Raw genomic sequence first — 22,548 nt, 5'->3', positions numbered from 1 at the left:
GCCTCGCGGCCCACCCAGTAGCTACAGAAAAAGCCGCCCAACTTGAGGCGGTTTTTTTGTGGCCACTCTCCGGTCATTCGGCCAAATGCTCGGAACCAGTAGCACACCCAGAAGCCCGGACCTGCCGGCTCTACCCAAGGAGAATACGATCAATGAGCACGCTACCCCGCAACGTACAGGCGCAGATCGATGAAGCAACGGCGATTCAGGAAGCACTGAACAAGCCGGCCGAGAACCCCGCACCAGATGCGGCTCCGGCAGCAAATCCCGATGCGCCGGTGATCTCAGACCAACAAGCACCCGCCAAACCGGAGCCGGCCCCCGCCGCCCGCAACGATGGGGCTGACTACTGGGAGCAACGCTTCAAGGTCATGCAAGGGAAGTACAACGCCGAGGTACCTGCGCTTCAACAGGAGGTATCCCGACTGACCGCAGAAATGGCAAAGGCGAAACAACCCGCAGGCAATGCCGTGCAGCGCGCCGTGTCGGATCTGACCCCCGAGGAGATCGAGGACTACGGGCCTGATCTCATCGCGATTATCCAGCGCGTGGCTGGCGGGCAGGCATCTGCCGCTAATCCCGCGGAGCTGGAAACGCTGAAAACCGAAATCGAGGGGTTGAAGCAGAACAACCAGCGTAGCGAACAGGAAAAAGCTGAGCAGGCCCGGGAGGATTTCTTCCGGCAGTTGCTCCAGCGAATCCCCGACGCTGTTGAGATCAACGGATTGCCCGCGTTCCATGAATGGCTGAGCCACATGGACACGTTCAGCGGCAAAGAGCGGCAGCAACTTCTGATCGAGGCCCAAACCGCCAACGACGCATTTCGCGCCGCTGCGCTGTTCCAGGCCTTCAAAGACGCGCAGCCCGCTTCGGCAGCACCGAACCCAGATCGCACCATTCCACCGGAAAACGTTCAGCCACGCTCCACTCGCACCGATCCCACGCCTCCGGCGGAGGGCAAGTGGTGGAGCAATACTGAAATCAACGAGTTCTATAAGGATGTGGCGCTGGGCAAGCGGTACACCAAAGCCGAAGCGACTGCGATTGAACAGGACATCTCAGACGCGGTAGCAAAAGGTCGCATTTCGCGATAGCACGCGCTCTGTAACGCCGCGAGGCGTCAAGAAATAGGAGCTACACCATGGCAGGTCCAGCACGCGCCGTAGGGCACCCAAACTACAGCTCCACCAGTGCATCGGGCTTCATCCCGGCGCTCTGGTCGGGCAAGTTGGTACAGAAGCTGTACGCCGCAACCGTATTCGGTGAAATCGCCAACACCGACTACGAAGGCGAAATCAAAAATCAGGGCGACACCATCAACATCCGCACTGTGCCGTCGATTGTCATCAAGGACTACATTATCGGCGGTGGCGTCACCTACGAGAAGCCGGTCAGCGACAATGTCCAACTGCAAATCGACCAGGGCAAGTACTTCGCGTTCGAGGTGAACGACGTTGATGCATACCAGGCTGATATCAAACTCATGGACGAGTTCAGCACCGACGGTGGCGAACAGATGAAGGTCGCTATCGACACTCAGCTGCTCAACCGTCACTACGCCGACGCCGCTGCGGCAAACCGTGGCGACAATGCCGGCGCCAAGTCGGGTGGCATCAACCTGGGCAAAGCCGGCGCGCCCGTGCAGATCACCAAAGACAACATCCTGGATGTGTTGGTGGACTGCGGCACCGTTCTCGACGAGCAAAACGTACCCGAGCAAGGCCGCTGGGTGGTTCTTCCGGCTTGGATGAACGGCATGCTGAAAAAGTCCGATTTGCGCGATGCCAGCATCATGGGCGATGCAACCTCGGTCTTCCGTAACGGCAAGGTCGGCATGCTCGACCGCTTCACCGTGTTCATCAGCAACAACACGACGGCAGTGGATGACGTCGCGGCAGCCAAAAAGGCCAGCAACGTCATGTTTGGCCACAAGAAGGGTCTCACCTTCGCCAGTCAGATGACCCAGATGGAAACCCTGCCGAACCCTAACGACTTCGGCAAACTCGTTCGTGGTTTGAACGTGTTCGGTTCCGGCGTCATCGACCCGAAAGCGATCGGCAACCTGTACTGCAGCCGCTGATCACCCATATCTCCAACCCATAAGCGGCCCTCCGGCCGCTTTTTGCATTTCTCGGAGAAAAACATGATTCGCGAATTGATTGAAAAGGCAAAAACCGCCGACAAACCGGGCTTGATCGAGATGTTGTCCGATCTGGGGGTTAAGGCAGACAACCGCAAAAGCGAGGACACGCTCCGCGCCGAGTTGCTCGAAGGGTTTGAGAAGGCTCTGGCCGATGAGGCAGACGACGAAGAAGTGCCGAACCCTGATCCGGAGCCGGGTAACGCCGGCACTGCCGGCCTCGCTGACCCGAAGACCACCGGCGATCCTGGTGCCGGTACTGACTCGGATGCGCACGTAGCACCTGAAGGCGCCGATCAGGGCCTGGGTACCGACCAGCGCGCCGAGGAAAGCACTGACCGTCAAAGTGCTGCTCTCGAAACCGTGCAGGTCGCTGCCAACCCAGGCCCAGGGCGTCACGTTGGGCCTATCTCCGTGAACGGCGAAGACGGCCAGGTGTACATCCCGCAGGCACTTGTCGATGAGATGAGCATCCCCGGCATCAACATGAAGTTGGTGGCAGGCGATCCACCGAAAGCCCAGCCCGAAGCTCATGCGCCGGACCTCGAAGACGTTGACGATGAGCAGGAGCGTTCGGTGCCCGTCACCGGCAATCGCCTGCTGCGCAACACCAGAACCGGCTGTGAGTTCGTATGGACCACCGAGCTGGCGAAACTTTCCTACATGCACGAGGTGTAAACCGTGGCCGTGACGACTGTAGGCAACATCCTGACCCGAGCCAAAAAGATCCTGCAGGAAGTCACTTCCAACGGCACCCGGTGGGCAAACACCGAGCTGCTGGACTGGCTGAACGAAGCGTATGCGGCGATCTGCAACATCAAGCCCAACGCAAGTTCTGTCACGGCCGAAATTACTTGTTCCCCGGGCACCAGGCAATCCATTCCCGAGGGCGGTCTGCGCCTGCTGGAGGTGGTGCGAAACATCACCCCCGCGGGCGGTGGGCTGAGCGTGATTCTCACGACCCGGGGTGCCATCGACTCAACCAGGCGGCGGTGGCACGCCGAGCAGCAGGTTGAGGAGATTGAGCAGTACATCTTCGATGAGGCGGCGCCGAGACAGTTCTACGTCTACCCGCCGGCGATGGCCACCAGCAAGCTGGAGATCATTTACTCGTCGGTGCCAGACCCGCACACCCAGGCAATGGCGACCGATTCAGCCGCTGAGAAAATTCGCCTGGACGATTCGTTTGCGCCGGTGTTGGTGGATTACATCCTCTCCAGGGCCTACGCGAAAGACGCCGAACACGCGGCAAACCTCAACCGCGCAACGATGCACTTTCAGATGTTCCAGACTGCCCTGGGCATGAAGGTGCAGACGGATCGCATGCTTGGCCCTCTGCCGGTCGCCGCCACATCTCAGCAACAGGTACCGCAGCAATGAACGTGAGCCAGCTGGTCGACCAGATCCTGCCGAACTTGCCGGGGGTGGTAATCGCCTCCATCCGCGATGGTGTGGCCTGGGCGTTGCGCGAGCTGTGTACGGAGGTGCCGGCCTGGAAGGTCAGAATCCAGCTGTCCGATGGTGAGCAGCAGATCACCGCCGGGCCAGGCCTGGAGCCTATCCGCATCCAGGCGCTGTATCAGGATGGTCGGCCTGCATATTGCCAGGTGTTCCAGCCTTCGCCGGACACGGTCATTGTCACCGGCGGCACTCCGGGGCTGACCGCTGATGTGGTTGTGCGACCCACGTTTGGTTCCTCCGTAGCTGTGCCCCCGGACTGGCTGCTGGATCGTTATTGCGAGGCGCTGACGCTCGGCACCCAGTACTGGCTACGCAAGATGCCCGAGAAGCCGTGGTCCGACATGCAGCGCGCCTTGATGGACCAGGCGGCGTTCTATGCCCTCTGCACCAATGCCCGATCTGAGGCGCTGGCCGGTCACCAGTACGGCAGCACAAGGATGAAAACACCGAGGTTCCCATGACATCGATTGCGATCACGTCTTTCAAGGGCGAGTTGCCAGCACTGACTCCGCGTCTTTTGCAGCCGACCAACGCCCAGGCGGCCCGCAACGTAAATCTGCGCAAGGGTTCACTGCGGGCTGAAAATGCGCCGCTGCCCGTGCTTGGAATTGGCGGTGTGATCAATCCGTCATCTATCTACCGGTACCCATTCGGTAACAATGGCGCCGGGTTCTGGTTTGCCTGGGGCGCTGGCCAGCAGGTCAATGCAGCCAAAAGCCCGCTGGCGAAGGATGCTTGGTCGCGGGTTTATTGGACTGGCGACTCATTTCCAAAAATGGCACCGATTGGTGTCGCAACTCAGGGGGCTGGACCTTACCCGTCAGGCTTTTACCGCCTTGGAGTTCCAGCCCCAGACGGCGCGCCGCTGGTGACCGAGGCCGGCGACAGCGGTACTGCCCCGGCCACAGTGGTCAATGCAACGTACATCGTTACCTATGTCACGGCGTACGGCGAGGAAGGGCCTCCCAGTTCAGTATCGAACATCATCACGCGCTGGGATGGCGCCGAAGGTCAGTTGCCTGGCAAGGTCAACGTTCAGTTGCCGGCGGCTCCGGCAGGCCCTTACAACATCGTCACGAAGCGCCTCTACCGGTCAGAAAGTGGTGGCGAGTTCCTATATCTCGCTGACTTTCCCGTGGCCCAAAATAGTTGGGTGGACGATATCAACAGTGACGAACTTGGCATCGCGTGCCCGTCGCTCACTTGGGATATGCCAGACGCCACGATGGTAGGTTTGGTGGAAATGCCGAACGGCATCTTCGCCGGTTTTTTTGACAATACGCTGTGTTTTTGCGAGCCGTACTATCCTCACGCCTGGCCCGTCGACTACCAGATATCGTTTCCCGACAAGATCGTGGGAATTGGTGTGACCACTGCCGGGTTGGTGGTGGCCACCACTGGGCGGCCTCGGCTCGTTACTGGGACTACGCCGGCCGCAATGACGGCCTCAGACCCTGATGCCGACCGCGTATGCATCTCCAGGGGATCAGTGGTGGATATGGGGGAGTATGTCGTCTATGCCTCAACGGAGGGGCTGGTGGCGGTATCTGGAGGCGAGCCCCAGCTGATCACTGACGGAGTTCTAACACCTGAGCAATGGCAGGCGCTCAATCCATCCTCAATCCACGCCTGCCGGTATGAGGGGCGATACCTGGCCTTCTACAGTGGCGGTTGTTTCGCCCTGGCTCCGGGAGAAGGCATTGAGTTCATCGATGCGGCCGCCGCCAATTCCTACTACGACATTGCTGCATCGTCTCTGTACCTCATCCAAGGCAGCAGCATTTCCAAGTGGCGCGGCGGGCCGCCGATGCAGTATCGATGGAGGTCGAAGATCTTCGAGTTTCCACCTGGAGCTGCAAACTTCAACTGCGGAAAGGTGATTGCCGACGCTTACCCAGTTCAATTTCGGGTGTTTGCGGACAAAGCGCTGGTGCTTGATATGCCAATTGAAGCTGGCGGAATGTTTCGGCTGCCTGCTGGGTACGCGGAGGCGCGTGAGTGGCAGGTCGAGGCGGCAGGCTCTAACGAAGTTTTCTCAATCCAAATCGCGAATACGCCCTCTGAGTTGACCTAATGACGACCAAACGCTCAAGCCTTCCTGCACCAAGCAGCAAGGTTTCGGCGGAGTTGCGCCCGTTTTTCAGTGCTCTCACCGAGATCATCGAAACGGGCGAGGGGAATCGCGGGAACGGCCTCGACAAGAAGCTGACCTTCCGGGATCTGCTGGAAAGCGGGGCGTTCACGCTCCGACCAGGCTGGAAGCCAGGTGGTACCGGTGGTTTGGTTCCAACGCCTGGCATTCCAGATCGCGCAGTACCGCCGGCCCCTGTCGGGTTTCAAGCGGTCGGCGTCTTCGGCATGAACACGCTGACCTGGGAAAACCCCTACAAGCTCTACCGCAACCACTCGCTGACCAACATCTACCGCAGCGAAACCGACAACTTCGGCCAGGCCACGCTGATCAGTCGTGCCACCGGCATGATCTACAGCGATCCGATTCGCGGTGATGCGGTAGATCCTGATGACCCGAAGAAAGGCATCAGCTATTACTACTGGATCACCTGGGTTTCGACTTCAAACGTAGAGGGGCCGCCTAACAGCCCTGACGGCACTTACGTTGAGTCTATGCTTGATATCGACTACCTGCTGGAGCTGATAACAAAGGAGACGAGTCAGAGCGAGCTGGCGAAGGCACTGGCCAAGGCCATCGACCTCGAAGGATTGGACCAGACGATAGCGATGCTTGGTGCAGCCGCCCAGTCCGCGAAATTGATGACTTCGGCCGAGCGCTATCTGCGCGATGATGAGAACGTGCAGATCCGGCGCCAGGTATCAGATCTGCGGGTGCAGACTGGAAAAGACATCACTGCCGCTATCACTCAACTGCAGGAGGTGATTACCTCCGACCAGCAGGCTATCGCGCACCAGATTGACCTGATGCAAGCCAGCATCGGCGAGAACTCCGCAGACATCGTCTCTGAGCGTACCGCGCGGATTAATCTGCAAGAGGCCGCCACTGAGGCGCTGAACAGCATGTCCTCGCGCCTTGAGGGCGCTGAGGCTGTGCTGACTCAGTACAGCGAAACCTTTGCCAGCGCGATCGAGGCCCAGGCCAGAAATCTGGAAGGACTGGTATCGCGGATGGATAACACCGCGGCCCAGTACCTCAGTGACCAGCAGACCATCGCCAATGAGTTTGAGGCGACGGCGAATTCGATCACCTCACTGCAAAGTAGCGTGAATGAGCAATCTGCGGCCATCCAGCAAACACTGAGTACGCACACCACGGCGCTTGAGGGGCTTTCCGCTCAATACACGCTGAGGCTCGACGTAAACGGGCTGATCAGTGGTTTCGGTGCGTACAACGACGGCACGGTTGCCGACTTTGCAATCCTGGCCAACCGCTTCTGGATTGCAACGCCAGGCGTGCACGGACCGAACTATGTGAATCCCTTCACCATCGATGGGGAGAAGGTCTACATCAACACGCTGCTGGTGAAAGAGGCATCCATCCAGCAAGCCCAGATTGGACCGATCAGTATCGGCAAGCTCACGGCAAACGATGGTGTAACACCGGTGACAACGGTCGGTGGTCAGCTGCGTGCTGAGGCAATCGACGTTGCCAACATCACTATCGGGTTCGGGCAGGTGTACGGGCAACTCAAAAGCTCGCAGGTCGGCGCCGGTGGCCTGCCGAGGTTCGTGATTGACCCGCAGGCGGGGATTTTCATGAACGGCCTCCTTGGCGGCACCAGAATGGTGATGACCGACAGCTATCAGCGCTGGTACGACCCCGCCGGCGACTTGCGAATTGAAATTGGGGAGTTGCTGCTATGACATCGATCATCCGATGCCGCGACAAAAACAAGCAGGTCACCTTCGACAGTTCGGTGAGGACTATTCGCAAAATGGAGTCGGTCAGAACTCAGAGCAACGCCGCCGGCAGCCTGGATCTGACCCCCTACGCCGGATTGAAGTTGGACATCAGCCTCATGCCCGCCGAAAACGTCGGCCTCTCGCCGGTTCCGCTGGTGGTGGTCAATGGCAACTTGCTTACCTGGTCGGCTGCGCCTGTGTCGTGTTTTCTGATTTTAGGGATTTCGTCATGAGTACCGGTTTCAGGGTGAAAAACGACTGGGGAAACCTTTCGGTCGATGAAAATAACCCCATCTTTGTAGCTGTGGGCGATGGTGCCGGACATATTGATAACGGCGGATGGACAGACGTTCGTCTTTACAAAGAACGGGACGGCATTCCTCCTGTAGCCATATTTTTTGAGTACAGTTTTTTCGGGGTTTCAACCAGCCCGACACCACCTTTAGTGTTCGCACGGCCACGCAACATTGCTTCTCAGGTTGCGACAGTAATCGGGTACATCGCGCCCAAAGGCGCCCCTGGCGCTTGGACGGGCGTAATAGTGGCCTTCACCATCGTTAACTTGCCCGGAAACCCTCAAAACCACGCTCAGCTTTATCCGCTTATGCGCGCTTATATGTGCGAGTTCATGGTCATTGCATCCGGTGGATACATCAGCGGAGAAACCCATGGGATTCGGGTATGGGCGCCTGGTTCTGTAGTCGTGTTTGACTCGGGCAATAACGCGGTCAGCTACAAACGCTCCAGTGGCGTGTGGAACTACAGCAGCAGGGACCAGGTAGAGCCAGACCAATACGTCGAGTTTTGGCAGGGCTCTGACACGTTCGGCGCTCGCAATGAGTGGATGCTCGTCAGCTCCATCGGTACCGGCTATTTCATGCGCTACAACGGTGAAGTGGCTGGCAGCCGACTTTATGTGCCCGGCCTCATCGGCGAGATCATTCCCCGAGTCATCCTGACAGGGCGCTCTGGAACGCTGATTCACATGCCGTTTTTGTTCATCGAAACCAGAAGGCCAGTCGATCAAGGGATCATCCTCCCGGCCGGCCCCGGTCCCGCGTAATCCATCTCAGGAAAACTTATGGCTACCCATATCTACCGCGCCGGAACGGTCTCTATTGCTGCGGGCGCAGTAATTGCGACCGGCGCCGGCACTTCATGGTTATCGAATGCCGTGCGCGGCGACGTTTTGGTGGTGCCTAGTGGTCAGTGCTTCGAGCTGGTCACTGTGGAGACCGACACCCGCGTGACGCTGGACGCCTCACCCAATGCGGAAATAACGAACGTCCCATATGTGTTACTTCGCTTTGTCACAAACCAAGGCATCCGAGATCTGCTGGAAAAGATCGAGGAGTTCCTGAAGGATCGCCAGGTCAATTTGGCTGAGTTCGCCGACTGGACTGCCGGAACCGCCGCCGGCGGGCCAAACCACGACGGCAAATACCCGCTCACCGACCGCTATGGGACAGTTACGCTTGCCGAGTGTCCAGCCAAGCTGGCGGCAATCGCTGGACAGGGTGGCGGTGGTGGCGGCTCGGGCACAGTCAAGCAGCTGAACGATGTGCTGCCCAATCCCGAAGGTAAGCTGACGGTAACTGCTGGAGATATCGGCGCCGCCACGGCTGAGCAAGGTTCCAAGGCTGATAGTGCGGTGCAAAAGGCCCAGGCGATGCTTTACCGGCCGTTGCTGACCGATGTGCTGGTGCTGGGCGATAGCCGCGCCTTTCAGTGCACCAAGGGCAACGTGGGCTTCGCTGACTGGGCTGTCTCCGAAACGGGTGGCCTTGCCGCTTTTCCGCTGACCCTCAACAAAGGGATCGACGGCAACACCACTTCTCAAATGGTGGCCCGCCTGCAAGCTGATGTGATTGCCAACAGCAACGCCTTCGACGTAATGGTGCACTTCGGTACGGGCAACGACCGACTGAACGGGATGAGCCTGGAGCAGACGATCCGCAATCTGGAGTATCTGTATGCCGCGCTAATCAAGCGTGGAAAGGTGGTTATTGCCATTGCGGAAACCCCAGTGATCGGGGCAAACGTTGGACTACCTATTCAGCAGACGGCGAACCACTTCGCGGTGCACAACTGGTACTTGAACGTTGCACCGAGCTTGGGTGTCATCGTAGTTAACCCGTGGGATGAGATGGTCGATCCTGCGTCTGGCACGAGCTACTGGCCCAAAGAGGGTATGACGGGAGACGGCCTGCACCCGACACCAATGGGGGCTCGAATCATCGGCCGTAAGGTGGGTGAAGCGTTGAAGCGGCTGTTCACCTTTCCGGCGATCCTTCCAACATCGAGCGTGCTTTACGACGCTGCAGCGGTGCCCGGGGGCAGCCTGATCCCCAACGCGCTGCTGACCGGCACCAACGGCACGCTGGGCGCAGGGAGCAACGCTACGGGCCAATTGGCGACGTCCTGCACCTTGCAGGGCACAAACCTCAATGGTTTGGCTGTGACGGCGTCGAAAGAGGCAGCAGATATCGGGGAAAAGCAGGTTTTGCGTATTACCGGCATGCCAAGCGCAGCAACCCCGACGCTTACCCTCGAGCAGTCTGTGGACGTCTCCAAAGTTGCCGTTGGCCAGCGCTTGCGCGCTATTGCCGGCTGGGAGTTCTCAAGCGTCAACACCAGCGTGCTGCAGGTTGCCCTGCAAGTCGTGGCGGTGAGCGCAAGCGGTACGACCATTGCTCAGATCGGGCAGAACCAGGAGCTCAATCACGCGATGCCAATCGGCAACATTGCCGGAACCCTGGTGACCCAGATTTTGGCGCTGGCCCAGGCGCCCACAAGCCTGAAATTCAGGCTTTCCATCATTTTCAAAACCGGCACCGGCCAAGACGCAACGATAAAACTGCGCCAGGCCGATCTGACCCGTATTTTCGCGTGAGGGCTAATCGATGAGTGAAACACAAGAGCAGCTACTTGCCCGGGTTCTTAAGGGTGACCCTAACGCCATTACGTTTTGCGAAACGCTTTTCGCGATATCGCAGACGCTCGACGACATCGTCGACGGTGACAAAGCTCTCACCACGAACGACATTTACCATGCCTTCTGGCTGGCACTTATCGAGCTGCCGATCAACCCGTTTTACCGCCATTTCGAGCATTTTGTTCGCCCGTTGATGGCGGCTGCGCTTCAAGATTGGCGCGACAGTGTCACGCTTGAGCTGGACGGCGACCATCATGGACGCAGCCTGGCTTTTGTCCTCAGGGACCAGCTTACCGGCCTGGTGGTGCAGTGTGCGTACCTGATTGGAGGTACCGCCTGGATGGCAGAAGTATCTGCCAGCATTCGCCGACACTTTCACGATGAGACCTTTTCTGCCTACAACCAAGACCTGATCAAGCGAGGCGAATTATGAGCGGCGGAAGCAAGACCGATAACTCAATCCAGGATACGCCGGAGCAAAAGTATGCCGCGCAAGTGGCGGCTGAAAAGTGGAACTATGCCCAGGAGCGCCTGGCTCCGGTTGAAAATGCGTACATGAAGCGTGTTGACGACATGGATTCCGAAGGGAGCATGGCCTACGTCCGCGGCAAGACCAACGCCGGGACGCAAAAGGCGCTGAGCTCCGGAATGGAGCAACTGAACCAGGGTGTCACCCAGCAATATGGACTGAATCCGAATAGTGGTCGCTTCACCTCTGCCCAGGGCGATCTGGCAACAAGTGTAGGGACGGCCGGCGGCGACACTATGGCGCGCGCGCAGTTTGAACAAAAAAGCCAAAAAATCGCCGGGCTCAGCAATGTCGCGGCAATTGGTCAGGGACAATCATCCCAGGCACAGGCCGGCCTGAACACCGTTGCAAGCCAGGCGGCTCAGGATGCCCAGGGGGCGGCCTTCACCAACTTCAACCGTAAGTCAGCGAACCTACAACTCGCTGGCACGGCGCTTGGTGCTGTCGCAGGTGGAGTCTCCTACGGTCTCAACAATATGGCTCCAGCAAAGACAACTGCGGCCAATTCCACCGTTCTCAATCCATCAGGTACCAGCGGCAAGCTTTATGACAATGTCGCAGGCGGTGCCAACTTCGCGGGCTACGCATAATGACCTACTACGTTGATCCGAGCGCCGCGTTCGCCGGCAAACAAGGAGCCTCCAATGTTCTTGGGCAGCTCAGCCGAGCTCAATGGGACGACTGGAAGGCGCGCTTTCAGCCATACGTCGACAAGCTGGCGAACATCGCAACCAGCGATTCTTTTGCCGGCGAACAAGCAGCGACCGCCACCGAGTCGGTGAACAAATCTTTCGATAGCGCGAATCAAGGGCTCCAGCTACAGCAGCAGGGGATGGGCCTCGTCCTGTCACCTGCCCAACAGGCCGCGCAAGACCGGAAAATGCAGCTTGGTCGAGCCTCGGCTTCAGTGGATGCGAGCAATAACGCGCGAATCTCCGCGCGTGACCTGCAGGAGCAAATCATGGCTGGCGGCATGGGCCTCAGCGGCCTGAAGCAGGGAGGGTAAGGCTATGGCATACGGATTGGTTGGACTGAAGCAAGAAATGCAGGGTGAGGCGATGCAAGGCCTCTCCCAGCTGTCACAACAGCAGCAACAGGCAAAGCTGGCCGAGGACCAGATGAATCAGCAGGCGAAGGCTAACAAGCAATCTAGCCAAGTAGGCATGGCAACCACCGGTGCGATGGTGGGGGCTGCGTTTGGCCCAATTGGCACTGCGATCGGCGCGGGCGTAGGGTACATCGCCGGCTCATTTATGTAGCTGCACAGCCAGTCTTTGCATTCCCGATGTAAAAAGATGCCTTATTTCGCGATCCAGCACCGGACCTTGCTTGCGTCATGTACGCCTTGCCAGCGTTGGCGTCGATCGACCAGGTTTCAATTACCGCTTGGTCGTTCGGGTACGCATAAAGGAGCGTGCTTTCGTTGATTTTCATCAGTTCGCCGCCTTCGTAAGAAGCCTTGGCGCCGTTCACGGCGATCGAGGGGCTGTGCTCGCTGATGTTCAACCAAAACACGGTGTTGCCGATCTTGTCGTCGGTCACTGAGTAGTTGTCGCTGGCGAAGGCTGCTTTCCCCTTCAGGTCCGTGATAATCCAGCAACTGTCGGCAAAAGTCTGGCTGGAGATGAGGGCCGTAGCCCCCAACAAAGCATGCATCCATTTCATGAAGGTGTTCCCCTTTTGGGCCATCTTTTTGGCCTGAACTCATGCAGCTTATGCAATTATTTCCGCGCAGACGAATTATCTACGCGGCACCTCAGAAATTATTGTCGGGAGACAACAGATGGCAGGCGGATTAGATACCCGTGGCGGAATGGATGGTTTCGCCCAAGGCTTTGGCCTGGTGACCAACCTGCTCGCGCAGAAGGATCAGAAAGAAATTCAGCGCGCCCAGCTCGCCCAACACGCCGAGGATCGGCAATATGGCCGAGAAATCCAGCAGCAGGAGATGGGACTGCGAAAGGATGATCTCGCATACCGTCGGGAGACGGATCAACGAAATTATGCTGACACACAGGACCAGCGCCAATACCTTCGGCAGCGTGATGCCGATAACGCTTCACGCCAAGATCGGCAGTTTCAGGCGTCCTATGGTCTCCAGGCGGCGGGTCAGCAGCAAGCAGCAGCACGCATGCAGCGGGAAGATCAGCGCTTCGACATGCAACAACAGCAGTTCAGCCGGCAAATCGACCAGCAGGACAAAGCGCAACAGCAGAAACAGGACGCCTTAATCGCAAAGTCCGCGTATGCGAAGATAGCGGCGGGTGGTGACCTCGACGAAAGCGACCTGCAAGTGTTCAAGCGCAACCCGTGGATGGACCCCCGACACGTCCTTTCTCCACAAATGAAAAGTGACGTTGATACCGCTGGGCGTGTATTTGCGGGCGACCTGAACTCAAATGCGCCGGAGGCCCTGGACGCGGTCAATCGTGTGTTCGGCCCGGATATCCAGAAGGGTGGTGGTGGCCAAAAGAAAATCGTGCAGGTGCTTCCTGGGCAAACCAAGGGCACTGTTGTTTTCGAGCTTGAAGTAACTGGTGAGGATGGCCAGAAATACAATGCACCGATGACCAAGAATCGCGGGACCACAACCGACGGTGATGAGGATGTGTTGGAGGTCCCGATCGAAAAACTGGTCGATCGCGTGTCTGGTTACAAGCTCCTCAGCGGTGCTTTCAATACGCCTGAAAACCGTCATGCGGCTTTGCGGTACGGCCAGCAGATGGGTTTGGCGCCTGTGGATGCATCAAGTAAACCACTGGCCGCTCCAATCCAGAAAGCCGAGGACGGCGATCTAGACGCCATCGCCAACGCTCAAACGATGAACCAGTCACTCAGCCGCATCAGCAAGCAGATCTCTGACGGGAAGCTCAATCTTGGCCCGATTGCCAACAGGGTATCCGAAGTGCGCAACTCAACCGGTACCAGCACCGAGGAGTCGCGCAACTACGGATCGCTGAACGCAACTCTAGAGCGACTGAGAAATGACAGCTTACGTCTGAATGCGGGCGTGCAAACCGATGGGGACGCCCAGCGCGCTTGGAACGAGCTTGTTACAAACCTCAACGATCCGAAACTGGTCCAGCAGCGCCTTGATGAGATTTCGTCCCTGAACGAAAGGGCTATTCAGCTCAAGACGAACATGATCCAGCAGCGCCGCCAAAACGCCCGGGCTGAACCCCTGGATATTGGTACCGTTATTCCCCAGGCGGGCACGGCTCAGCAGCGAGGTTTGCAATTGCCGCAAGCAACTCCGCCGGCCCGGCAGCAGAGTGCCGCTGCGCCGAGCATCGCGACTGACGATGACTACAACCGCTTGCCGTCTGGCACGGTGTTCATCGATCCAAATGGAAAACAAAGGGTGAAACCATAATGGCCGCTTGGGAAGATGCCCCGCTCTATGACGCGGGTGCCGGCGCAACGGGTGCGGGCACTGTCGCAAAATCGGAAACAGCCTCTACCAGGCCAGCTTGGGAGGCTGCACCGCTCGCAGACAAGGAAGAGCCCCGAGAACGAGGCTTTCTCCAGGGTGTGAAGGAGATGTTCGCGGGTGCCGAGCGTCAGACGCGCGCCACCAAAGAATTGCCGGAGTTGCAGAGCTCTGGCCTGCTCAAAGGTCTCGATATTCCAGCCGGGCAGCAGGCGGCACTTTTTGCAGCGCTGCCGACCACTACCGATCCGGGCGAAATTGCAAAAATGCTGCGCTCCAGCTCTCCCTACATCGGTATTTCTCAGGATGAAAAGGGAAACCTGATCGCGGCGAACAACAAGACCGGTGTTCAGGCGGTCATCAACAAGCCGGGGCTGACAGGGCTTGATGTCGCCCAGGCTGTAGGCATTGGCGCGGCGTTCACGCCTGCCGGTCGTGTCGCAACATTGGCTGGTGGCGGTCTGGCCCGCCAGGCGGTGGTGTTGGGGGCGGGCTCTGCCGCTACCCAGGCCGGGCTCGAGGGCCTGCAAGAAAATGCCGGCGGTAATTTTGATAGCGGCGATATTGCAATTGCTGGAGCGCTCGGCGCGGCAACTCCATTTGTAGCGAGTGCCGCAGGCGGTGTTGTGGACGCCGGCAGGCGTGCAGTCAGGGCAATGAGAAATCCTGCTCAGGGTGAAAACGCTCAGCTTGTTCGGGCCGCCGAGCAGACCAACATCCCATTGATGACTTCCGATGTATTTCCACCTGAAACGTTCATGTCGCGCAGCGCGCAGGTAGCCGGTGAGCGAATTCCGTTCGCTGGTACGGCTGGGGCGCGGCAAGCGCAGCGAGAAGCACGGATAGCCGCGGTTGAGGATCTCAATACTCAGTACCCGCCTCCCCAGGCTGATCAGATTATGGAAAGCCTTCAGGCAAGGGTGGGCCGCCGCCGCCAAGCTGCTGGTAACAGGATTGGCAGGTACGAGGCCCAGCTGGATCAGGTAGGAGTGGTGCCTTATGCCAGAACCACTCAAGCTGCGGATGACGCTCTTGCCGAGCTAAACCGGCCGGGGATTGTAGGGAGCCCGGAGGCGGCGAACGAAATCCAGCAGTTCATGCAAACGCTGAATGCGGCGCCGCAAACCTACTCCTCACTCCGGGAGAACCGTACAGCCTTGCGAGACATCGTTAAGTCTTTCGACGGTGCCGCGCGAAGCCAGTTGCCGACAAGGGCCAAGGCATTGCTGACACGACTGCAATCGTCGTTATACGACGACATGAATGATGTTGCGCAGGCGAATCTACCTGCTCAAGACGTGCTCAAGCTTCGCCAGGCAAATGCGATTTATGGCGAGGAGGCCGGCAAAGTCAGCAAGTCGCGCATGAAGTCAGTGCTTGATCGCGGAGATGTCACTCCGGAACTGGCCGAGAGCTTGTTGTTCAGTCGCAAGCCAAGCGAGGTTAGGAACCTTTTCCAGAGCCTTGACACGGAAGGTCGGCAGGCAGCGCGGGCAACCATTATCCAGAGACTTCTCAGAAACTCGCAGGGCGCTGACGGGTTGTCTCCCGATCGATTCATCAACAACATGAACAAGATGCCGGCTCAGGCCAACATCTTTTTCAGGGATGCTGACCGTCGGCAGCTTGAAGGGTTACGGCAGGTTTTAGATGCGACTCGTCGTGCGGGCCAGGCTGGCGTCATGACCAACACCGGGCAACAAAACTACAGCATTGGAGGTTTTGCCGCCGCGTCCGCGGCTGGTCTCAAGGCGATCCCTATCGCTGGCTCGATCGGTGGGTTTGCCAGGCTTTACGAGAGCGCACCAGTGCGAAACGCACTGATTCGTCTCGCAGAGAACCCAAATACTGGGGCTTCCGCTGCATCTGCCCGGGCTCTGGCGGCAAGGTTTTTTCCGTACATCCAGGCCTTACAAGCCGGTGGTGGTGACGAGGACAACTCCGAGGCGACTGAGTCTGTGCAAAGGCCTGCCGCCGACGGGCAGCCCGTACTGCCAACATTGCAATCTGCCGATCCAACGCCGGAACCGTCAGGGGGCGCCGCAGTGCTGCCCAATCAGGGCTTACAGGCTCAAGAGCAAGAGCAGCAGGCTGACGATGCTGGCTTGCCTGGATCTGGCAGAGGTGGCCTGATCACCGCCGGCAACATCGACCTGAACGCCAGGCCAACGGTGCGCAATGCGGATGGCTCTATCAGCACCGTGCGCTCGATGTCGATCGGAGTTGACGGTAAGGAGGTTCTAATTCCGACAGTCAGCGATGACGGCAGGATCATGTCCGACCGGGAGGCGATCAAAACGTATGAGCGAACTGGTAAGCACCTAGGGGTCTTCAAGGATGTAAAAAGCGCCGACGACTATGCCCAGAAGCTTCATGAGGACCAGGCAGAACAGTATGGTGACAAGGAAGACACGCAGCCGACTGATCAGCTGCCTTCTTCTAAAGCCGATCGCGCGAGTTTGCCGCCGACGGAAGCCTTGGACCTTGCGGCACGTGACGCAGCAACTTCTCCCGATAACGATCTGCCGGAACCCAGCACCGCCCAGAAAGAGGCGGGTAACTACCGGAAAGGCCATATCAACCTGCAAGGGCTGAATATTGCGATCGAGAACCCCCGAGGCTCGGAGCGCAAAGGCGTCGACAAGGATGGCAATGAGTGGTCGCGTTCAATGTCAGATCACTATGGTTACATCAAAAGAACGACCGGTGCCGATGGTGACCAGGTTGATGTCTATGTGGGGCCTGAGCCATACAGCCAGCGCGTTTTCGTGGTGGACCAGAAGGACCAGGCCTCCGGGAAGTTTGACGAGCATAAGGTAATGCTTGGCTACACAAGCCAGGCTGCTGCTGTGAAGGCCTATAAATCGAACTTTGACAAAGGCTGGGACGTAGGCGATGTAACCGAGATGAAAATGCCAGACTTCAAGGCCTGGCTGAAAGCGGGAGATACCGCCAAACCGCTGGCCTCTACTGGCGCGAAGTCATCGACCCAGGCGATAAACGCCAAAGTGGCGGCCGTGCGCCTCAGCGGCAAGAGTTCGGCGCAGAAAGACAAAGAGCTGGCCATGCTGACCAAGGAAAAGGAGAAGCTTGCCAGTTGATTCAACCGAGTGGCCCGTCTGTTTCGGGGGCACTCTTGCCTGACAATCCGGCCGTGAGGCCCTATACCGCAGGTGCTTAATATGCCTGGAAAACCTCCAGAATCAGTAACGCCGCCGTTTCAAGACCCTGATCGCATCAGGCCCGGCGAGCCCGAACCAATCGCAAACCTCAAACCCGTTCCACTGGCCGGGCAGCCGCTCTGTTCCTGCCGTTGTGGTTGGTTTGGCCCAATGTCTCAGCGCCAGGGGGGCGCATGTCCTGCCTGCACATCAACCAAGGCTCAAAAGCCGAGCAAGGCGTCGGTCCATATCTATGAGGCGATGGTCGGCCTGCTTTGTGCAAAGCAGGACCAGGCGGAGCGCACAAAGGGCGAGTGTCTGTCGCTGCGCTCAATGGTGGATCAATCGATCAGCAACTGCCGAGCGCTACAGGATGTCCATACCCGACTGATGGAGAAGGCGGCCGCCCTCGACGCGGCAATGCAGCTGATTGGCTTTGCTCCAGATGTGGAGCCCAGCGAGTTGCCCGTTGCACTGCAATCAATCATGGCTGACCAGCTGCGTTATGCACTGCATCGCGACGTGCTTCGGCTCGACCCGGCGGCCTGGGACAGCGTTCAGGACTTCCCGCAACAAAAGGTGTCTGCTGCTGAGTACGATCACGCGACCGATCGTCATATCTCGCGCTGGCGACAAATCCAGCAGCATCAGCAGCGGCTTGAGGTGCTTCGCCAAGAGGAAGCTCGTCAGGCCGAGTTGGCAGAGAGCTTGGGTAATCAGGTGGATGCCGCTATTTAGGTCGAGTTATCACGAACCAAGGAGTTACACCGAAACGCGTCACCGTTTCGGACATTTTGCGCCCAGGAAGGGCGCGTAAACGCAAAGGAGTGCAATGATGGCGAATCCAATTGTTCCATGGATGGGCGGTAAACGGCGACTTTCCAAGCGCCTGCTGGCGCTTTTCCCTGATCACGAATGCTATGTGGAAGTGTTTGCCGGCGGCGCCGCGCTTTACTTCAAGCGCGACCAGCCTGCCCGAGTAGAAGTCCTAAACGACCTCAATGGCGACCTGGTGAACCTATACCGTGTCGTTCAGCACCATCTCGAGGAGTTCGTACGCCAGTTCAAATGGGCACTCAGCTCGCGGCAGATCTTTGAGTGGCAAAAAATGGCGGTGCCGCAAACCCTGACGGATATCCAGAGGGCTGCACGGTTCTTCTATCTTCAGCACCATGCTTTCGGCGCCAAGGCAACCGGACAAACCTTCGGTACAGCTACCACCGGCCGACCCATCAACTTGTTGCGGATCGAGGAGAACCTGTCAGAAGCCTGGCAACGCCTTTCTGGGACGTACGTCGAAAATCTTCCATGGCTCAAGTGTGCGGAGAAATATGACCGACCCTACACGTTCCACTATATGGACCCTCCGTATTGGAAGACCCAGGGCTATGGGGAGGACTTCGGCTTTGAGGAGTACGAACGAATGGCCGACTTCATGCGGAAGTGCCAGGGCAAGGTGATGATCAGCATCAACGATCATCCAGACGTGCGCCGTGTGTTCGATGGGTTCCGTCTGGAGATGATGGATATCCGCTACAGCACCGCCAATCCAAGGCAGGGGAAAGCTGCGGTCACCGGTGAGCTGGCAATTATGAACTGGTAGATAGGTCGCCTGGGTTGAGTCCTGCTGTTGCCAACACCGCGACCCGCGACCAAGGGCTGTTCACGCGACGGCCTGCCAGGGGTATATCGGATTGACGCGGATCTGATAGTGGATTGTAAACAGCAGTACCCACCTAAGAAGTGGGTACCGGTGGTGGCTTAGCCTTTCAGTTCCTTAAGGATTAAACCGGCAAACTACCTGTATGGCTGGTGTAGAACGTTATGCCATTTCCATCAGGGTCGGTTAATTGGAAGAAATTGTGTCCGAATAACTGATCCTGAGAAATTTCGCCTACGTCTAAACCGCGGCCGACCAAGGTTGATCTGTATTGTTCGAGGTCGCCCTTGGACGAGCCTGCAATCATCAAGTCCAACTGCTCATTGAAGAAGGCGCTTCGCTGGCCCAGGTGGCTCGAACTGATCTTGAAAGGCAGTTCCTCGTGCTTGCTGAAAATCAAGATGTGGGTCCCGCCTCGCAATTCGATAATCGCCACGTCTGGATATTTTGCGAACGGTCGCAGGCCGAGCTTCGTGTAGAACTCGTAGCTGTGATCTATGTTCTCGACTTTGAGAACGAAGTGTCCGATTGCTGCTGCGGGTAAGGTGCTGTTCATTTTTTAGGCTCTAAATACGGTCAATAACGAGTTTGAGTTACGCACTCTTATCCGTGAGTTTTTTTCTGTAGCGACATGGCTTTTGCGATGGTCACCGATAGAGCTTGCCTTCGTTGGGACCTGTCGCCTCGCTCAATGCGGTGTTGAGTCAGCCCTACTCCGAAGGATGAGCAATGCTGATTTGGTACACTCAACCTATCGATGGAACCATCACCTGACGCTAACAGAATAATCCGTCTAGTAAGACGGATAAAAAGAGGCTAGCACGTGACTCGTAAGAAAACAATAGATCCAGATCTCGTTTTAGATGCCGCAAAATCTGTCGTTATTGAGACGGGCGTCCAGCGATTTACGCTTGAGGCGGTCGCGAAACACGCCGGAATAAGCAAAGGCGGTCTGCTTTATATTTTTCCCACCAAGGACCAATTGATTCTCGCGATGCTTGACAGAGAGGTGAGCCGGTTCGGTGCCGAAGTGTTGCAGAACGCAAAAAAACACTCGGAAGATCTGCATCCGACTTTGCTCGGCTACATAGACACGGCAAGGAGTGAGGACGTATCAATCGCAAACAAAGCTGCGAATTTGATGGCGGCCTTAATTCACGCCCCAGCAATGCTCGAGCCGGCGCGCTTGTTCTACTTCAAAATGCTTGGGCAATTTGATGCGCCTTCGAGCGCGGGGCGTCGCGGCCGTCTTGCCTATCTAGCCGTCGAAGGGGCGTTTTTTCTGAGGGCTCTGGGGCTGAAGGAAATGACAGAAAAGGAGTGGCTCGAAATTTTGGCAGATGCTCAGGAAATGTACCTTGAAGCTAGGACCCTAACTAAAACACCGCAGTGAGTTTTTACGCGTACCAGGCCAACTTCAGGACTGTTGCGCGCTAAAAGGCCGGATAACTTCCGACCTTTTATTCCGCACATTTCCCACGGCCCTGTCGACCTTGAACCATTCGAAGGCCTCGGCCGGTTCGCCCTGATGCAGCACCATTTGCTCGGCGCGCTCCTTGGGCGTGTTCGGATCTAGCCATTCGCGGGCCAGGTCGGGCGTCAGCACTACGGGGCGCCGATCGTGTATGTCCACCATGCCGCCGGCGCTGTCGGCTGTGATGATCACGAAGCCATCATGCTCGCCCGGGCCTTCGTCACTGTCGGGCAGTTGGCCAATGGCTGCACACAGCACGGGCGCGCCATCCCGCCGGCGTACCAGGTAGGGCTGCTTCTTCGTCCCGCCTTCGTCCACCCACTCAAACCAGTTATCGATGGGCGTGATTGCCCGGTGTGGCCAGATCGCGCGGAAGAACGGTCCGTGGGCCACCTTCTCGACGCGGGCATTAATAGGCGCTACGCGGTCCTTGGCCCAATCGCCCTGCAGGTGGAGCAGGGCGACTTGGGTTGTCGGGGCGACGTTGTAGCGCTCGAGCGGTGTTTCACCGACGGAGTTCGCCAAGGCATTGTGCATGCTCAGCGCTGCAACGAAGTGCAACGAAGTCGTGAATGCCGCTGTACTGAGAAAGTCTTCCGCACATAATCGTCTCAGCTCGTCGGCCCCAATGAACCGCCAGCAATGGCCAGACTCTACTCGATAGACACTAGACGCGAAAATTTGTTATGCCGATCAACGTCGAACAGATCAACCCAATGGAGGCGTGGTTCCCCAAGGGCAACGATCTTGGCTTCATCTCAGCCACACAGGAGGAGAGCTACTAATCACCCCTCGCCTGGCTGAAGATATGAATGGGCGCGGCGCCCTTCAATATCCAGGCGTTCCGTGCTTGATGTCAAAATCGGGTGTGGAGCATCTGTCTAAGAACCAGTCGCCCCCCGTAAGTCCTGTACACATCAATGACTCTGAGGGGCAGCTCTTATTGTTTAAAAATCACAGGCTAACTTCTTTCAGCAATGCCTCGGCAGCTAGCTTTCCAAGGTTATTGGAAGCAAGGGGGCTATCGCCTGTAAGCAGTTTTCTGTCTTGAAAACACTGTCCAGTAATGCCTTTGTTTAGGATCTCCACGCCGAGTTTTTGCAAGCTTTCGCCAACTAGCCAAGGTAAGGGACCGGGCATATAGCCGATCTCAAGATTTGCTCCTTTATCCAGAGAGTCCGGAAATACGCAAATTTTGTAGCCCTTGAAAAGATAATCTTCTGTTTTTTCATCGACTGCTGCGGAGAGCAGTGAGGCGGGACCATGACACAACGTAATAATGAATTTGTCGTTGTCCATGGCCCATTGAAGTACTTTTTTTACTTCCTTGCTGTGTGGGATTCCAGCCAGAGCGCCGTGGCCGCCGGGAATGAATACAGCGATATATGGGGAGTTTTCTTCGAGACCTTTTGCCAAAATATCCGAGAGCTTTTGTGGTGATTTGAGTTCAGTCAGATATTTCTCGTAGATACTCCTGACGGCTTCGTCTTCACCCGGCATGGCCCACATTTCAAGTTTTACCGGATTGCCGGAAATGGTTGCGACATCGAATTCGAAACCAGCCATGTCGAGGTGGTACATAGGTAACAACATTTCAACCGGGTGATTACCTGTTGAAAACATCGTACCGTTCTGCATCAGGACATACCGTTCGTCGGTAGCGATTACCAAAACTTTCAGCTTTCCTTTGTAAGGATTTGGATAGTTAGCGCCATCGAAGTCGGTCTTTGAAGATGTGTACTGAGTGAGAGAGTAGCTAGAAGGGAAGAATGCGTTCTGCTCTGCCGGATCTGGCGTGGGCTTTTTGCTTGTATCGATACTTTCGGTGTTCATGATTGCTTCCTTTTTTCAGTGGTTGAGGTATCAATGCTTGGGACCCGGA

22 protein-coding genes and 1 pseudogene are annotated in these 22,548 nt (G+C 57.4%); 19 read left to right on the top strand and 4 right to left on the bottom strand.

Translation table 11 applies throughout. The features are described 5' to 3' along the window. The first annotated feature begins 152 nt into the window (after positions 1-152). The 14 genes from HX846_RS02825 (at position 153) to HX846_RS02760 (ending at position 12,200) form a co-directional block, all read left to right on the top strand. Positions 153-1,094, top strand: coding sequence for a hypothetical protein (locus HX846_RS02825; protein ID WP_177046967.1), 942 nt, complete (start codon positions 153-155; stop codon positions 1,092-1,094). A gap of 47 nt (positions 1,095-1,141) precedes the next feature. After that, on the top strand, positions 1,142-2,080 hold the full coding sequence (locus HX846_RS02820; protein ID WP_178964937.1) for a hypothetical protein: 939 nt from the start codon (positions 1,142-1,144) through the stop codon (positions 2,078-2,080). A gap of 63 nt (positions 2,081-2,143) precedes the next feature. Next, positions 2,144-2,818 (top strand): hypothetical protein, encoded by a 675-nt coding sequence (locus tag HX846_RS02815; protein WP_178964936.1) that lies wholly within the window; start codon positions 2,144-2,146, stop codon positions 2,816-2,818. Between the two features lie 3 nt (positions 2,819-2,821). Further along, positions 2,822-3,520 carry a DUF6682 family protein gene (locus tag HX846_RS02810; RefSeq protein ID WP_177046964.1) on the top strand — a complete coding sequence of 233 codons (699 nt, stop codon included), beginning with the start codon at positions 2,822-2,824 and terminating at the stop codon, positions 3,518-3,520. Further along, complete coding sequence (locus tag HX846_RS02805; protein WP_177046963.1) at positions 3,517-4,062, top strand: hypothetical protein; 546 nt, start codon at positions 3,517-3,519, stop codon at positions 4,060-4,062. The genes HX846_RS02810 and HX846_RS02805 overlap by 4 nt, the downstream gene beginning before the upstream one ends. After that, complete coding sequence (locus tag HX846_RS02800) at positions 4,059-5,675, top strand: hypothetical protein (protein ID WP_177070476.1); 1,617 nt, start codon at positions 4,059-4,061, stop codon at positions 5,673-5,675. Before HX846_RS02805 ends, HX846_RS02800 begins: the two co-directional genes overlap by 4 nt. After that, positions 5,675-7,438, top strand: a complete 1,764-nt coding sequence (locus tag HX846_RS02795; RefSeq protein ID WP_177070478.1) for a DUF1983 domain-containing protein — start codon at positions 5,675-5,677, stop codon at positions 7,436-7,438. Before HX846_RS02800 ends, HX846_RS02795 begins: the two co-directional genes overlap by 1 nt. After that, complete coding sequence (locus HX846_RS02790) at positions 7,435-7,710, top strand: hypothetical protein (protein WP_177046959.1); 276 nt, start codon at positions 7,435-7,437, stop codon at positions 7,708-7,710. Before HX846_RS02795 ends, HX846_RS02790 begins: the two co-directional genes overlap by 4 nt. Continuing rightward, positions 7,707-8,540, top strand: a complete 834-nt coding sequence (locus tag HX846_RS02785; RefSeq protein WP_177070480.1) for a hypothetical protein — start codon at positions 7,707-7,709, stop codon at positions 8,538-8,540. The genes HX846_RS02790 and HX846_RS02785 overlap by 4 nt, the downstream gene beginning before the upstream one ends. Positions 8,541-8,558: 18 nt before the next feature. After that, positions 8,559-10,370, top strand: coding sequence for an SGNH/GDSL hydrolase family protein (locus HX846_RS02780; protein WP_177070482.1), 1,812 nt, complete (start codon positions 8,559-8,561; stop codon positions 10,368-10,370). A 10-nt stretch (positions 10,371-10,380) separates the two neighbouring features. Then, a complete protein-coding gene (locus HX846_RS02775) occupies positions 10,381-10,845 on the top strand; it encodes a hypothetical protein (protein ID WP_177070484.1) in 465 nt (154 codons plus the stop codon). Beyond that, positions 10,842-11,531 carry a hypothetical protein gene (locus tag HX846_RS02770; RefSeq protein ID WP_177070486.1) on the top strand — a complete coding sequence of 230 codons (690 nt, stop codon included), beginning with the start codon at positions 10,842-10,844 and terminating at the stop codon, positions 11,529-11,531. Before HX846_RS02775 ends, HX846_RS02770 begins: the two co-directional genes overlap by 4 nt. Next, a complete protein-coding gene (locus HX846_RS02765; RefSeq protein ID WP_177070488.1) occupies positions 11,531-11,947 on the top strand; it encodes a hypothetical protein in 417 nt (138 codons plus the stop codon). The genes HX846_RS02770 and HX846_RS02765 overlap by 1 nt, the downstream gene beginning before the upstream one ends. A gap of 4 nt (positions 11,948-11,951) precedes the next feature. Beyond that, positions 11,952-12,200, top strand: coding sequence for a bacteriocin (locus HX846_RS02760; protein ID WP_178964935.1), 249 nt, complete (start codon positions 11,952-11,954; stop codon positions 12,198-12,200). Here HX846_RS02760 and HX846_RS02755 read toward each other — a convergent pair. Next, positions 12,193-12,606 (bottom strand): hypothetical protein, encoded by a 414-nt coding sequence (locus HX846_RS02755; RefSeq protein WP_177070490.1) that lies wholly within the window; start codon positions 12,604-12,606, stop codon positions 12,193-12,195. The genes HX846_RS02760 and HX846_RS02755 overlap by 8 nt on opposite strands. A 118-nt stretch (positions 12,607-12,724) precedes the next feature. Between HX846_RS02755 and HX846_RS02750 the strand changes: the two genes are divergently transcribed. From HX846_RS02750 to HX846_RS02735, 4 genes are all read left to right on the top strand, one after another. Next, positions 12,725-14,314, top strand: coding sequence for a hypothetical protein (locus tag HX846_RS02750; RefSeq protein WP_177070492.1), 1,590 nt, complete (start codon positions 12,725-12,727; stop codon positions 14,312-14,314). Then, the gene (locus HX846_RS39420) at positions 14,314-17,472 is read left to right on the top strand and encodes a hypothetical protein (RefSeq protein ID WP_256349121.1); all 3,159 of its coding nucleotides are present in this window, start codon (positions 14,314-14,316) and stop codon (positions 17,470-17,472) included. Before HX846_RS02750 ends, HX846_RS39420 begins: the two co-directional genes overlap by 1 nt. Before the next feature lie 231 nt (positions 17,473-17,703). Beyond that, positions 17,704-18,270, top strand: coding sequence for a hypothetical protein (locus tag HX846_RS02740; protein WP_177070494.1), 567 nt, complete (start codon positions 17,704-17,706; stop codon positions 18,268-18,270). Positions 18,271-18,367: 97 nt separating this feature from the next. After that, positions 18,368-19,135 carry a DNA adenine methylase gene (locus HX846_RS02735; protein ID WP_177070496.1) on the top strand — a complete coding sequence of 256 codons (768 nt, stop codon included), beginning with the start codon at positions 18,368-18,370 and terminating at the stop codon, positions 19,133-19,135. 181 nt (positions 19,136-19,316) lie between these two features. Here HX846_RS02735 and HX846_RS02730 read toward each other — a convergent pair whose 3' ends face one another. Further along, positions 19,317-19,748: a VOC family protein gene (locus tag HX846_RS02730; RefSeq protein ID WP_177046941.1), complete on the bottom strand. Its 432-nt coding sequence runs from the start codon at positions 19,746-19,748 to the stop codon at positions 19,317-19,319. 267 nt (positions 19,749-20,015) lie between these two features. Between HX846_RS02730 and HX846_RS02725 the strand changes: the two genes are divergently transcribed. Beyond that, positions 20,016-20,585 (top strand): TetR/AcrR family transcriptional regulator, encoded by a 570-nt coding sequence (locus HX846_RS02725; protein WP_177070498.1) that lies wholly within the window; start codon positions 20,016-20,018, stop codon positions 20,583-20,585. A gap of 24 nt (positions 20,586-20,609) precedes the next feature. Here HX846_RS02725 and HX846_RS02720 read toward each other — a convergent pair. Together HX846_RS02720 and hchA are read right to left on the bottom strand one after the other, a co-directional pair. Then, positions 20,610-21,270 (bottom strand): annotated as a pseudogene (locus HX846_RS02720) (SOS response-associated peptidase family protein). A 350-nt stretch (positions 21,271-21,620) separates the two neighbouring features. Next, a complete protein-coding gene (hchA, locus tag HX846_RS02715; protein ID WP_177046935.1) occupies positions 21,621-22,499 on the bottom strand; it encodes a glyoxalase III HchA in 879 nt (292 codons plus the stop codon). Between the last annotated feature and the right edge of the window lie 49 nt (positions 22,500-22,548).

This window comes from Pseudomonas sp. K5002 (genome assembly GCF_013386655.1).
GTDB lineage: Bacteria > Pseudomonadota > Gammaproteobacteria > Pseudomonadales > Pseudomonadaceae > Aquipseudomonas.
This window is presented reverse-complemented; position numbering and strand designations above follow the sequence as displayed.